Source organism: Streptomyces sp. PKU-EA00015, from assembly GCF_013387495.1.
In the GTDB taxonomy this organism is placed as follows: Bacteria; Actinomycetota; Actinomycetes; order Streptomycetales; family Streptomycetaceae; genus Streptomyces.
Window position 1 is genome coordinate 45,603 of sequence record NZ_JABZEE010000025.1, and the last position, 13,411, is coordinate 59,013.

Annotated in this window: 13 protein-coding genes; 8 read left to right on the forward strand and 5 right to left on the reverse strand. The window is 71.4% G+C overall.

Annotation, left to right across the window (positions count from 1 at the left end; all coding sequences use genetic code 11):
* Positions 1 to 23: 23 nt before the first annotated feature.
* Positions 24 to 623: a Uma2 family endonuclease gene (locus HW130_RS17000; RefSeq protein WP_177150441.1), complete on the reverse strand. Its 600-nt coding sequence runs from the start codon at positions 621 to 623 to the stop codon at positions 24 to 26.
* A 143-nt stretch (positions 624 to 766) separates the two neighbouring features.
* Here HW130_RS17000 and HW130_RS17005 point away from each other — a divergent pair, with 143 nt between their 5' ends.
* The 7 genes from HW130_RS17005 to HW130_RS17035 all read left to right on the forward strand — a co-directional run bounded on the left by HW130_RS17005 (position 767) and on the right by HW130_RS17035 (position 9,437).
* Positions 767 to 1,180, forward strand: coding sequence for a PaaI family thioesterase (locus HW130_RS17005; RefSeq protein ID WP_177150442.1), 414 nt, complete (start codon positions 767 to 769; stop codon positions 1,178 to 1,180).
* 91 nt (positions 1,181 to 1,271) lie between these two features.
* The gene (locus HW130_RS17010; RefSeq protein WP_177150443.1) at positions 1,272 to 2,192 is read left to right on the forward strand and encodes a TIGR03619 family F420-dependent LLM class oxidoreductase; all 921 of its coding nucleotides are present in this window, start codon (positions 1,272 to 1,274) and stop codon (positions 2,190 to 2,192) included.
* Between the two features lie 37 nt (positions 2,193 to 2,229).
* The gene (locus HW130_RS17015; RefSeq protein WP_177150444.1) at positions 2,230 to 2,982 is read left to right on the forward strand and encodes an SDR family NAD(P)-dependent oxidoreductase; all 753 of its coding nucleotides are present in this window, start codon (positions 2,230 to 2,232) and stop codon (positions 2,980 to 2,982) included.
* A gap of 117 nt (positions 2,983 to 3,099) precedes the next feature.
* Complete coding sequence (locus HW130_RS17020) at positions 3,100 to 4,221, forward strand: LLM class flavin-dependent oxidoreductase (RefSeq protein WP_177150445.1); 1,122 nt, start codon at positions 3,100 to 3,102, stop codon at positions 4,219 to 4,221.
* A gap of 206 nt (positions 4,222 to 4,427) precedes the next feature.
* A complete protein-coding gene (locus HW130_RS17025; protein WP_177150446.1) occupies positions 4,428 to 6,167 on the forward strand; it encodes an amidohydrolase family protein in 1,740 nt (579 codons plus the stop codon).
* Positions 6,164 to 7,618 carry an aldehyde dehydrogenase family protein gene (locus tag HW130_RS17030; RefSeq protein WP_177150447.1) on the forward strand — a complete coding sequence of 485 codons (1,455 nt, stop codon included), beginning with the start codon at positions 6,164 to 6,166 and terminating at the stop codon, positions 7,616 to 7,618. The genes HW130_RS17025 and HW130_RS17030 overlap by 4 nt, the downstream gene beginning before the upstream one ends.
* A 253-nt stretch (positions 7,619 to 7,871) precedes the next feature.
* Entirely contained in the window at positions 7,872 to 9,437 is a 1,566-nt protein-coding gene (locus HW130_RS17035; RefSeq protein WP_177150448.1) for an APC family permease, read from the forward strand.
* A gap of 9 nt (positions 9,438 to 9,446) precedes the next feature.
* On the opposite strand, the gene HW130_RS17040 is transcribed toward HW130_RS17035, so the two are convergent.
* Positions 9,447 to 10,067 carry a dihydrofolate reductase family protein gene (locus HW130_RS17040; protein WP_177150449.1) on the reverse strand — a complete coding sequence of 207 codons (621 nt, stop codon included), beginning with the start codon at positions 10,065 to 10,067 and terminating at the stop codon, positions 9,447 to 9,449.
* A 164-nt stretch (positions 10,068 to 10,231) separates the two neighbouring features.
* Here HW130_RS17040 and HW130_RS17045 point away from each other — a divergent pair, with 164 nt between their 5' ends.
* On the forward strand, positions 10,232 to 10,597 hold the full coding sequence (locus HW130_RS17045) for a hypothetical protein (protein WP_177150450.1): 366 nt from the start codon (positions 10,232 to 10,234) through the stop codon (positions 10,595 to 10,597).
* Here HW130_RS17045 and HW130_RS17050 read toward each other — a convergent pair.
* The 3 genes from HW130_RS17050 to HW130_RS17060 form a co-directional block, all read right to left on the reverse strand.
* On the reverse strand, positions 10,594 to 10,926 hold the full coding sequence (locus tag HW130_RS17050; RefSeq protein ID WP_177150451.1) for a putative quinol monooxygenase: 333 nt from the start codon (positions 10,924 to 10,926) through the stop codon (positions 10,594 to 10,596). The two genes, HW130_RS17045 and HW130_RS17050, sit on opposite strands and share 4 nt — an antisense overlap.
* Positions 10,927 to 11,012: 86 nt before the next feature.
* The gene (locus HW130_RS17055) at positions 11,013 to 11,765 is read right to left on the reverse strand and encodes an IclR family transcriptional regulator (RefSeq protein WP_177150452.1); all 753 of its coding nucleotides are present in this window, start codon (positions 11,763 to 11,765) and stop codon (positions 11,013 to 11,015) included.
* A gap of 60 nt (positions 11,766 to 11,825) precedes the next feature.
* On the reverse strand, positions 11,826 to 13,334 hold the full coding sequence (locus HW130_RS17060; protein WP_177150453.1) for a CehA/McbA family metallohydrolase: 1,509 nt from the start codon (positions 13,332 to 13,334) through the stop codon (positions 11,826 to 11,828).
* Positions 13,335 to 13,411 lie beyond the last annotated feature (77 nt).

The window sequence follows — 13,411 nt, forward strand, 5'->3', positions numbered from 1 at the left end:
CGGCCGGGGGCCGGTTCCAGGCGTCAGCCTTCGCTGGGCGCCTGGAATCCCGTCGTGTCGAGGTGACAGTCGAACGGCGCGGGGATGTGGATCTTCTCGCCGAAGGGCACGGTGAGGTGGGAGGCGTACCCCTTGGCGGTCGGCGACCAGAAGACGGTGGCACTGTCCTCCTGCATGTCGAGCAGGAGGTAGACAGGAACGCCGGCCTTGCCGTAGCGCTCGGCCTTGTCGGTGAAATCGTCGTCTCGCGTCGAGGGGGAGGTCAACTCGGCGACGAAGGAGAGCCCTTCCCCGTCCAGGTGGCGGCTTGTCGTCCGGCGGGTCTGACGGTGAGCCGCGTGGACGTCCGGTCCGTACGCCCGCTCCACGCCGGGGAACACGTAGAGGGCGGGAGCCGAGCTGATCCGGTGTCCTTCCGGAAGGCGGGGGCGCAACTGATCGCAGACCAGATCCATGACGTCGAGGTAGTACGCCTTCGACCACGGCGACACGACGATGTTCCCCCTGATGATCTCGGCGTTGAAGCCGTCGGGCACATTCAGCTCGTCGAGGGCTTCGCAGAGCTCCTCGAAGCGGCGGGGGTCGGCGCCGTCTGTCGTCGGACGTTCCAGCATCACTGTCATGATGCGTCTCCCTCGCGGTGCGGACCAGTCGATACTCAGCGTAGCCCCCCGCGCCGACACGAGTGGCCGAATGCATCGGTGGAAAAGCCCTTGTCCCCCGGGCCCGCTACCTCGCCGCCCCCCACCACGGCACCATGCTCCGCATGACACTCTCACTCGCCGAAGCCGACAAGATCCTCTCCGAGAACTTCGCGCCCTGGGTGCTCGACCTCGGGCTGACCGTCCACGAGGCGGGCGAGCTGCACGCGGTGCTGCGCCTGCCGTGGTCCGAGCGGCTTGCGCGAGAGGGCGGGGCCCTGTCCGGGCAGGCGCTGATGGCCGCGGCCGACACCACCACCGTGATCGCCGTGTCGTCGGCGCGCGGCGGCTTCGTCCCCATGACCACGGTCCAGCAGTCCACCAGCTTCCTGCGCGCCGTCACGGGCGCGGACGTCCTCGTCGACGCGCGGATCACCAAGCTGGGCCGGCGCATGGCGTTCGCCGACATCACCATGACGCCCGACGGCGCGGACGCTCCAGCGGCCCGCGCCTCCACGGTGTACGCGCTGCTGGGGTAGGCGGCGCAGGGGCCTTGCCTCATGGACCGCTGGGCAAGACCATGGGCGGGCCGTCGTTTGTGACGGTCCGTCAGATACGAGGAGTTCCTCCATGGTCGCGTACGGGATGCAGCTCCCGGTCCAGTCCCAGAGCGCCCTCTACGCCGAGGCCTGGGAGGCCGACGCCGGGCCGGGCGCGCTCGTCGAGATCGCCCGCGCCGCCGACCGCGCCGGTTTCGCGTACATCGCCGTCTGCGATCACGTCGCGATCCCGCGCCGTCTCGCCGATGCCATGTCCACCGTCTGGTACGACCCCGTCGCCACGCTCTCCCACCTCGCGGCGGTCACCGAACGCGTCCGCCTCCTGAGCCATGTCGCCGTCGTCGGACTGAGGCATCCCCTGCTGACCGCCAAGCAGTTCGCGACCCTCGACCACCTCTCCGGCGGGCGGCTGATCCTCGGGGTCGGCGCGGGGCATGTGCGTGAGGAGTTCGACGCGCTCGGCGTCGGCTTCGACGACCGCGGACCCGTGCTGGACGAGACCGTCGACGCGCTGCGGGCGGCGCTCGGCCCGGAGGATTTCCCCGAGTTCACCGGGGAGCGGTACTCCTTCAAGGACCTGGGGCAACGGCCCCGGCCCGCCCAGGAGCGCGTACCCCTCTGGGTCGGCGGCTCCTCGCCCGCCGCCGTCCGCCGCGCCGCGCTCAAGGGTGACGGCTGGCTGCCGCAGGGCGACCCGCGCGACCGGCTGCCCGCGCAGATCGCCCGCATCAGGACGCTGCGCGAGAAGGCCGGGATCGAGGCGCCCTGCGTGATCGGCGCCATCACCGAACCGCTCTACGTCGGCGAACCCGCCTGGCACACCGGCCGCAGGACCCTCACCGGCGGGCCGCAGGCCCTCGCCGATGCGTTGCGCGCCTACACGGTGATGGGCGTGGACCAGATCCAGGTCCGCTTCCGCAGTCGCGGCGTGGCCGAACTGACGGACCAGATGGCGGCGTTCGCCGCCGACGTGGCCCCCCGGCTCGGATGACCCTCGAACCATCCTCCAACGACCAGGGAGACTCGGCATGGGCAAGCTGGACGGACGCGTCGTGTTCATCACCGGCGCGGCACGCGGGCAAGGCGAGGCCGAGGCCCGGCTCTTCACGGCGGAGGGCGCACACGTGGTCCTCGCCGACGTCCTCGACGAGCAGGGCGGGAAGCTCGCCGAGGAACTGGGGGCCCTGTACGTCCACCTGGACGTGAGCCGGGAGGACGACTGGACCGCCGCGGTCGCCGCCGCGAAGGACGCCTTCGGACGCGTCGACGGCCTGGTCAACAACGCGGGCATCCTGCGCTTCAACGAGCTGGTCGGCACGCCGCTGGAGGAGTTCCAGCTCATCACCCAGGTGAACCAGGTCGGCGCGTTCCTCGGGATCAAGACGCTCGCCCCGGAGATCGAGGCCGCCGGCGGCGGGACGATCGTCAACACCGCCTCGTACACGGCGCTGACGGGCATGGCGTACGTCGGCGCGTACACCGCGTCCAAGCACGCCGTCCTCGGCCTGACCAGGGTCGCCGCGCTGGAGCTCGCCGGGCGGGGGATCCGGGTCAACGCCGTGTGCCCGGGCGCGGTGGACACCCCGATGAGCAATCCGGAGGGCGCGGACCCCGGAGCGATCGAGGAGCTGTACCGCACGCTCGTGCCGCTCGGCCGGGTCGGGCGGCCGGAGGAGGTCGCGCGGCTCGCGCTCTTCCTGACCGGTGAGGACTCCTCGTACATCACGGGTCAGCCGTTCGTCATCGACGGGGGATGGCTCGCCGGGGTCAGCGTGCTGTGACACGGCCGGGGCCAGGGCTGACGGATCGTCAGGTATTGCGTTCCCGTCCGGGCGGTGGAACAGTCGGAGCCATCCTCATCTGACGAAGCGTCAGGAATGATTGGGCGGTGAACTCCCGTGGAATTCGGCATCTTCGTACAGGGATACCTCGGCAAGCGCGCCGCGACCGACCCGCTCGCCGAGCACAAGGCGCTCATGGAGGAGACCGAGTACGTCATCCAGGCGGACCGGTCCGGGTTCAAGTACGCCTGGGCCTCCGAACACCACTTCCTGGAGGAGTACTCCCACCTGTCGGCCAACGACGTCTTCCTCGGCTACCTCGCGCACGCGACGGAACGGATCCACCTGGGATCGGGGATCTTCAACCCCCTCGCGCCCGTCAACCACCCCGTCAAGGTCGCCGAGAAGGTCGCGATGCTCGACCACCTGTCGGAGGGCCGCTTCGAGTTCGGCTCGGGCCGCGGCGCGGGATCGCACGAGATCCTCGGATTCATGCCGGGCATCACCGACATGAACCACACCAAGGAGATCTGGGAAGAGACGATCGCCGAGTTCCCGAGGATGTGGCTCCAGGACGAGTACGCGGGCTTCCAGGGCAAGCACTGGTCCCTTCCGCCGCGGAAGGTCCTCCCCAAGCCGTACGGGAAGGCCCACCCCGCCATGTGGTACGCGGCCGGCTCCCCGTCCTCGTACGCCATGGCGGGCCGGAAGGGCCTCGGCGTGCTGGGCTTCAGCGTGCAGAAGGTCTCCGACATGGAGTGGGTCGTCGAGTCGTACAAGACGGCGGTGAAGGAGGCAAAGGCGGTCGGCGCGTTCGTCAACGACAACGTCATGGTGACGTCGACGGCGATCTGCGCGGAGACACACGAGAAGGCGGTCGAGATCGCGGCCGGCGGCGGACTGAACTACCTCCAGTCGCTGCTCTTCCGCTACCACGACACCTTCCCGCGGCCGGAGGGCATCCCGGAGTGGCCGGAGCTGCTGCCGGAGTACACGGCGGAGATCATCGAGCTGCTGATAGCGGAGGAACTGATGATCTGCGGCGACCCGGGGGAGGTGCTGCAGCAGTGCAAGCGGTGGGAGCAGGCGGGGGCGGACCAGTTGTCGTTCGGGCTGCCGATCGGGGTGTCGTACGAGGACACGATGACGACGATCCGGCTGATCGGCGAGCAGGTGATCCCCCACATCGACACGGACCCGATCCACCGCACGACGCGCTTCCGGGAGTCGGCGGGCTGAGGGGCGGGGTGGGGGAAGGCCCGCCGCAGGCGCCACCCGCCCTCGCCCCGTCCCCCCACCCACGCGGGTGGCGTCTTCCCGGACCGCCACCCGTACCGGCCCGGCCGGCGCGCCCCCGTTCGCGGCCGAACGCGGCGCCCCCGGCCGGGCCACACACCGCCCGCGCGTGCAGGGCGACCGCCCATCCGCACGAGAAGGGACGCCCCATGCTCGACCACCTCATACGGCGCGCGACCGTCGTCGACGGCAGCGGCGGGCCCGCCTTCCCCGCCGACGTCGGCATCCGCGACGGCCGCATCGCCGTCATCGCCCCGCCGGGCAGCGTCACCCAGCAGACCCGCACCGCCGAGGACGCCACCGGTCTCGTTCTCGCGCCCGGCTTCGTCGACCCGCACACCCACTACGACGCCCAGCTGTTCTGGGACCCGTACGCCACGCCCTCCCTCAACCACGGTGTCACCACCGTCGCGGGCGGCAACTGCGGCTTCACCCTCGCCCCGCTGAACCCCGGCCGGCCCGAGGACGCCGACTACACGCGGCGCATGATGTCCAAGGTCGAGGGCATGTCGCTGGTCGCCCTGGAACAGGGTGCTCCCTGGACCTGGCACACCTTCGGCGAGTACCTGGACGCGCTCGACGGCCGGACGGCCGTCAACGCCGGCTTCATGGTCGGGCACTGTGCCCTGCGCCGCCATGTCATGGGGCCGGACGCCGTCGGCGGGCAGCCCACGCCCGCGCAGCTCCGGCAGATGACCGGCCTCCTCCACGACGCCATGGACGCGGGCGCCTGGGGCCTGTCCACGACCCAGTCGTCGACGCACTCCGACGGCGACGGGCGGCCCGTCGCCTCGCGGCACGCCCGGCCCGACGAGCTGATCGCCCTGTCGAGGGCCGTGGGCGAGCACGAGGGCACCCAGCTCGAAGCCATCGTCGCGGGCTGCCTCGACCGGTTCGCGGACGAGGAGATCGACCTGCTCGTCGCGATGAGCGCCGCCGCCGGGCGGCCCCTCAACTGGAATGTGCTCACCATCGACGCCGCCGTTCCCGAGCGCGTGCCGCGCCAGCTCCTACCGAGCGAGCGCGCCCGGAGGGCCGGCGGCCGGATCGTCGCCCTCACCATGCCGATCCTGACCCCCATGAACATGTCGCTCGGCACGTTCTGCGCGCTCAACCTGATCCCCGGCTGGGGCGAGATCCTCGCCCTCCCGGTCCCCGAGCGGATCGCGAAGCTCCGTGACCCGGCGGTCCGGGCGGAGATGCTGCGCCGCGCGGAGGCGAAGGAGGCCGGCGTCTTCCGCCGCCTCGCCGACTTCGGCCGGTACGTCATAGGCGACACGTACGCGAAGGAGAACGAGGGCCTGACCGGACGGGTCGTGCGCGACATCGCCGCCGAGCGCGGCCAGGACCCCTTCGGGTGCCTTGTCGAGATCTGCGCGGAGGACGAGCTGCGGACGGTTCTGTGGCCCATGCCCACCGACAACGACTCGGCCTCCTGGGCGCTGCGGGCCGAGACGTGGCAGCACGAGGACGTCATGCTCGGCGGCTCCGACGCGGGCGCGCACCTGGACCGCATGTGCGGGGCGCCGTACACGACGCGGTTCCTCGGGGACTGCCTGCGCGGCCGCGGCCTGGTCGGCCTGGAACAGGCGGTCAGGATGCTCACGGACGAGCCGGCTCGGCTGTTCGGCCTGCGCGAGCGCGGACGGGTCCAGGAGGGCTGGCACGCGGACCTGGTGCTGTTCGACCCGGAGCGGATCGACGCCGGCCCCGCGCGGCTGGTGCACGACCTGCCCGGTGACAGCCCCCGCCTGGACGCGCCGGCGATCGGCATCGTCTCCGTCCGTGTCAACGGCGTCGAGACGATCAGGGACGACCGGGTCACCGGGGCCGTGCCGGGCGTCGTGCTGCGCTCGGGACGGGACACCGGGACGGTGTCGACCCGATGAGGCCGCAGAAGTTGTTCATCGGCGGCGCGTGGGTCGAGCCGGACCTCGGCCACTACGAGGTGGTCGACCCGGCCACGGAGGAGGTCGTCGGGCTCGCGCCCGAGGCGAGCCGCGCCCAGGTGCACCAGGCGGCCGCGGCGGCCCGGGAGGCGTTCGCGGCCTGGTCGCGTACGAAACCGGAGGAGCGGGCGGCGATCCTGGACCGGGCCGCGGACCTCGTCCAGCGGGACGCGGAGGCCCACACGGTGCTCGCCCGCGCCGAGACGGGAGCGACCACCGCCACCGCCCGCGGCATGCAGGTCGCCGTCGGCGCGGCCCGCTTCCGCCGTTACGCCCGGGGTGCGCTGGAACCCGTGGAGCAGGCGGTGCCGCCGCAGATCAACGCGGCGGGCCCCATGGGGAGGGCCGGCGTGTTCGGTGCGGTCGCCGTGCGCCGCCCGGTCGGTGTCGTCACCTGCATCACCTCGTACAACAACCCGTGGGCCAACGCGGCCGGCAAGGTCGCGCCCGCACTGGCGGCGGGCAACACGGTCGTCGTCAAGCCCGCCCCCCAGGACCCGCTGTCGGTCTACCGGATGGCCCAGGCGCTTCACGAGGCCGGTGCCCCGCCCGGCACGGTGAACATCGTGACGGGTTCCGCGTCCGCGGCAGGGGAGGCAGCCGTCGACTCGCCGGACGTCGACATGGTGAGCTTCACCGGCTCGACGGCGGTCGGACAGCGCATCGCCGAGGTGTGCGGCCGGACGATGAAACGCCAGCTGATGGAGCTCGGCGGCAAGGGGGCGGCGCTCGTCTACGACGACGCGGACGTGGAATCCGCAGTGCGCGGGATCGGGACGACGTTCTCGTTCTACAGCGGCCAGATCTGTACGGCGCCGACGCGCGTGCTCGCGCAGCGCGGCGTCTACGAGCGGGTGGTGGCGGGCCTTGCCGCGTACGCCGGGCGGCTGCGGGTCGGCGATCCGGCCGACCCGGCGACGGTGGTCGGCCCGCTGATCTCGGCCGCGCAGCGCGACCGGGTCGAGTCGTACGTGGAGCTGGGCCGCAAGGAGGGGGCGCGGCTGGTGGCGGGCGGTGAGCGCCCGGCGTTCGAGCGGGGCTTCCACGTCGCGCCGACGCTGTTCGCGGACTGCACCAACGACATGCGCGTGGTGCGGGAGGAGATCTTCGGGCCGGTGGTGGTCGTGGTCCCGTTCGACGACGAGGAGGAGGGTGTGGCGCTCGCGAACGACAGCGACTACGGCCTGATCGACTACGTCTGGTCGGGCGATGTGGCCCGCGCGTTCCGGGTGGCGGGGGAGCTGCGGGCGGGCGGGGTCGGGGTGAACACGGTCGGCCGGAACATGGAGGCACCGTTCGGCGGGTTCAAGCGGAGCGGGGTGGGACGGGACGTGGGGTCGTATGCGCTGCATGCGTACAGCGAGCTGCAGGCAGTGGTGTGGCCGGGGTGAGGACGGCCGCCGAACCTGCGGGAAAAAGGTGTCCGAAAATCGCCGTGGGAAATTTTGAAGCCCGACAAATCGGACATGGCTGCGGTTCTCGCAATCGAGAGCGGGTCGGCCGTTGCCTGGCAAAGTGCGCCTCCTGGTCCGTGATGGTCTTTCAAAGATGAACAGACTCGCCGATATGACCTTCGAATCCAAAGGGCTAGATCCGGACTTCGATCCTCCGGATGTGGAAACCGCAGGACTTAACGTCCTGTTCATGACCCAGATCGATGCGCGGCCGCAGGCCGGAGATGCAGTACGGGGCGCGGCCGCCCCCGAAGACGCCGGAGGCGTCCGCGAGAAAGGCCTCGGCGGAAACTCCGTCGGCCTGATGGGCGGAGCCGTCATCGGCGTCTCGACGGTCGCCCCCGTCTACTGCCTGACCTCGACACTCGGACCCACCGTCGGGGAGGTCGGCCTCCAGATGCCGGCGATCTTCCTGGCCGGCTTCCTCCCGATGCTCCTCGTCGCCTTCGCCTACCGTGAGCTCAACAAGGCGGTCCCGGACTGCGGCACCTCCTTCACCTGGACGGTGAAGGCCTTCGGCCCGCGGATCGGCTGGATGTGCGGCTGGGGCCTGCTGGTGGCCACCGTCGTCGTCCTCTCCAACCTCGCCGGAGTGGCCACGTCCTTCTTCTGGCTCACCGCCGGAGAGATCAGCGGCAGCGAGAGCGTTGCCGCGCTCGACGGCAACAAGGCCGTCCACATCCTCACCACGCTCGCCTTCATCGGCGTCGCCACGGCGATCAGCTACCGCGGCATCACCGCGACCAAGTGGGTCCAGTACGCCCTGGTCGGTCTCCAGCTCGCCGTCCTCGCGATCTTCGCCGTCATGGCCATCGCCAAGGCGGACCAGGTCGCCGGCTCCCTGGACTTCTCCCTGTCCTGGATGAACCCGTTCGGTGTCGAGTCCTTCTCCGCCTTCACCGCCGGACTCTCCCTGTCGATCTTCATCTACTGGGGCTGGGACGCCTGCCTGTCCATCAACGAGGAGAGCGTCGGCAGCACCCGCACCCCCGGCCGCTCCGCCATGCTCGCCATGGTGATCATCGTCGTCTCGTACCTGATGGTCGCCATCGCCGTGCAGATGTACGCCGGCATCGGCGAGAAGGGCACCGGCCTCGGCAACCCGGACACCTCCGACAACGTGTTCGCGGTCCTGGCCGACCCGATCATGGGCTCGGGCCTCGGCATCCTGCTCTTCGTCGCCGTCCTGGCCTCCGCCGCGGCGAGCCTCCAGACGACCTTCATCCCCGTCGCCCGGACCGCCCTCGCGATGAGCTCGTACGAGGCCATGCCCAAGGCGTTCGCGAAGGTCCACCCCCGCTTCAAGACCCCCGGTCTCGCCACCGTCGCCGCGGGCGTCGCCACCGGCCTCTTCTACACGGTGATGAGCCTCGTCAGCGAGAACGTCCTGGTCGACACCATCTACGCGCTCGGCCTGATGATCTGCTTCTACTACTCGATCACGGCCTTCGCCTGCGTGTGGTTCTTCCGCAAGGAGCTCTCGCGCTCGGCGGCCAACCTGATGATCAAGGGAGTGCTCCCCGGCGTCGGCGGCCTGATGCTCACCGCCGTCTTCGCCAAGACCCTGTACGACATGTGGGACCCGGCCTACGGCTCGGGCTCCTCCGTCCTCGGCATGGGGTCGGTGTTCGTGATCGGCGTCGGCCTGCTGCTCCTCGGCGTCGTGCTGATGCTCGTGATGCAGCGCCGCAGCCCGGCGTTCTTCCGCGGCGAGGTGCTGACGAAGGAGACGCCGGCCCTGGTGATGGCCGACTGACGGCAACCGTCACACGGCGGCGGGGCGCAGCCGCAGGTGGGTCACGGAGGGTGAGTCGATCACCCGGGTCGTCTCGAACTCGATCGTCCGGTCACCCTCCTCGGTGAACAGCCGCACCCCGCCGCCGAGCAGCACCGGCACCAGATGCAGCTGGAGCTCGTCGAGCAGCCCGGCCGCCAGCACGCCACGGATCAGCTGCCCGCCGCCGGCGAGGGCCACGTCCTTGTCACCGGCGGCGCGGCGGGCCCGTTCGACGGCCTCCCCGACCCCGCCCGTGACGAAGGCGAACGTCGTCCCGCCCTGCTTCACCAGCGGCTCACGCTCCTCGTGCGTGACGACGAACACCTGGGCGCGGAACGGCGGCTCGTCCCCCCAAGGCTCCTCGCCGCAGTCGAACATCCGCCGGCCCATGACGTAGGCCCCGGCACGCTGCACCGTCTCCTTCACCAGGTCGGCGTCGGGCCCCGTGGTTCCCCCGTCGAGACCGTGCATCTCCCGCCAGCTCGCGAGCGGATACACCCACTCGTGCAGGCGCTCCCCACGGTCGCCGAGCGGGTTTCCGGGGCCGTCGTTCGGTCCGGCGATGAATCCGTCCAGTGACACGGAGATGTCCGCGACGACCTTGCCCATGACGTGCTCCTTCGGTCGGTGTCCGGCACCGACTCTGCCGCCGCCGGACGCGGGAGTCTCGACGCCTCGCCGTCGGCCGCCTCCAGCGGTGCAAGCCGTGCGCCTGTGACCCGCTGTGGGGCGCGGCCCTTGCGCTGTCGGACCCGGCCCGTACAGTCGCCCGCATGACGAAGCCGTTGATCCGGGCGAGCGAGGCGGGCGGGAAGTCGATCGACGACCCCACCTACGTCGAAGTGCACGACCTGCTCGCCGACATGAACCTCTCCCACCCCTACGTGATCGTCGAACGGCGTGACAGGGAGCCGGTGGACCAGCACTACATGCAGGTGGGTCTCAACGACGACCTCAGCTACCAGGTCGAGTACCGCGAGGGACGCGAGGAGCTGCACTTCCAGGCCCATGTGCCCTCGCAGGGCCCCGTGATCGGCCCCGAGCCGGTGGCGAAGGTGATCGACGACTGGATGCGCGACGGCGAGGCGTGGCGCACGGCGCTGCCGTGGACCCCGCTGTTCCCGCAGAAGAAGGGCTAGTGCCGCGCGGCGGGCTCGAGCTCGGCCATCTCGTTCCAGCCCTGTCCCGGCACCTCGACGTTGATGATCTCGGGCTTGGTCGCGATCGCGGTGGCCATCGCCTCCATGCCGGCCTTGAAGTGGTCGGACGCGACGTGGGCCGCACCCGCCTCCGCGTCGGCGAAGGCCTCCAGCAGCGTGAACTTGTGCGGATCGTCGACGCTGCGCGACCAGTCGTAGAAGAGATTCCCGGGCTCCGCGCGGGTGGCGCGCGTGAAGTCGTCGACGATGTCGAGCCAGCGGTCGCTGTACTCGGGGCGGACGGTGAACCTGACGGCGATGAAGATCATGCCTCCAGGGTCGGCCGCGCGGCGGACCGGCACCACTGGGGCGGCCCCGCATTCCGACGCCGTCGGAAACCGGGGCCGGCGTACGGTCAGCCGGCCGGTGGCAGATGCCGTGCCGTGCGTACCAGCGCCGCCCGCAGCTCGCCGTGCCGGCGCCGGAAGTCCGCCGTCGGCAACGACAACGACAGCGCGTGCACCACACCGTCCGCGCCCTGCTCCGGAAGCGCCGCCGCGAGGCAGGTGTACGCCGGGTCGGCCTCGCCCACGGACACCGCGTACCCCCGGCCCCGCACCCGCTCGACCTCCGCCTCGAAGCGTTCCGCGCCGGTGATCGTACGGTCGGTGAAGCGGGCCATCCCGTACTCGGCCAGGTACCGCCGGCGCGCCGCCCTCGGCAGCGCGGCGAGCAGCACCTTGCCGTGCGCGGTCGCGTGTGCCCGCGTCTCGGGGCCGGGCACGAAGGGGTGCTCGCTGTCCGTGACCGGCACCGTGCTGTCGAGCATGACGATCCGGCCGTCCCGGTACGCCGTGACGTACGCCTCCGCGCCGGTCGCCCGCCGCAGCCGCGGCAGCAGTTCGGCGAGATGCGGCCCGAGTCCGAGATGCCGCTGGAACGACCGGTGCAGGACGGCCACGCGCGGTCCCGGTGCGTACCCGTCGCCGGTCCTGACCAGATGCCCGCGCGCGGTGAGCGGCCCCAGCAGGTGGTACACGGTCGACAGAGAGCACCCCAGCCGCCGCGCGAGCGCCTTGGCCCCGAGGGGGCCGGGCGCGTCGGCGACGGCGTCGAGGATCTCCAGCGCGCGGTCGACGGACTGCGGCCCGGAGGCGGGGCTGCGCATGATCACGTTCCTTCCACGGTCTCTCGGGTTCCCCCGAGCGTACGTGGGCGGAACGCCCGGTCAGCCGCCCAGGAAGATCGGATTGGTGAAGGCGGCCAGCGGCCCCGGGAGCCCGGGGACGACCGGCGCGTGCCGCACCTCGGCGCGTACGTATGTGGCGTACTGCGCCGTCGTACGCCACTCCACCGTGCCCGCCCCTGAGGCCGAGACCGCCGCCGTGTGCAGGACACCCTGGTCGGTGACGATGCGGACCGTGCAGTCGGGCACGCCCGCCACCTCCACCCGTACGGTCACCGGGTCGTCGTCGTCCACGGACAGCCGCCCGCCGATCCCCGCGTGCTGCCCCCGCCCGCCGGCCGCCGAGAAGGCCACGGTCACGTCCTTGTTCTCGGCGACATAGCTGCGCCCGGCCCTGATCCCCTCGAGGATCGCCTCGCGCGTCAGATCGTCGGCGAGGACGACCGTCTGCGGAGTGCCGATCGGGTCGGGGTGGCGATGGGCGTCGCTGTTGCCCATGGCCGGGGTCCAGCGCTTCCCGGTGCGCGCGGCGACGGCCAGCGCGCTGTCCCAGTCGGCGAGGGACACCTCGTCGTCGGGGGTGTAGGGCCCGTTCCAGACCTCCACCGCGTCCGCGTCGCCGAAGCCGAACTTCCAGTTGCAGCCGATGCAGGTGGCGTGCGGGTGGGCCGGGACGACGAGGCCCCCGGCCCGGCGGATCGCGCGGGCGTAGTGCCCGAAGCGGTTGTCGCGGGCGCGGTAGCGCCAGTCGACGAACGTCCCCGGGTCGGTGCCGAGCGCCACCACGTGCCCGTTGCGGGTCGTGACCTCCTCCCCGAGCAGGACCAGCAGGTCGTCACCGGCCTGGTCGGCCCAATGGGCATGTGCCGAATGGGTGTTGTGCTCGGAGGAGTTGATGAAGTCGAGCCCGGCGGCGCGGGCGAGGGCGGCGATCTCGGCGGGGGTGCGCCTGCCGTCCGAGTACCACGAGTGCAGGTGGCAGTCGCCCCGGTACCAGGCGCGCCCGCGCCCCTTGGCCCGCTCCGGCGGGTACACCGCCGGGCGGGGCTCGGCCTGCTCCCCGTAGGTGAGCGTGACACGGACCTCGTACGTCAGGCCCTGCGGCGCGACGGTGTACGGCCCGAGGGCGATGTGCCACAGGCCGGGCCGGACGGGTCCGGGGATGTAGCCCGGGGTCGCGTCGTCCGCCTGGATGAAGAACTCCGCCCTGGCACCGCCCGACCAGCCGCGGAACCCCTTGCTGCCGAGGGCGGTTCCGCGCTCGTCGAAGATGCCGATGTCGAGGGCGTTGCCCGCGGTGCCGGCGGGCTGGGGCGGCTTCTCGTAGCTGTACGAGACGTGGATCCGGTTGACGCCCGCCGGGATCTCCACAGGGAGGTACACGAAGTCGGGTGCGCCGGGCGGCAGTGTGCCGCGTACGACCTCCGTCGCCCCTTCGCCGGTGCGTGGTGCCGCGTTCGCGAAGCTCACGGTGCCCAAGGTAAGGGCGGCGGCGGCTCCCGTCACGAGTAGACCGCGTCTGCCCAGGGCGTGTTCGTCGTCGTTGCACATGCCGTCGGCTCCCGGGATGTCGAGGGACAGGAGGGGTGCGGTGGCGCGTCGGTGCAGTCGAACCCTGGTATTGAGCC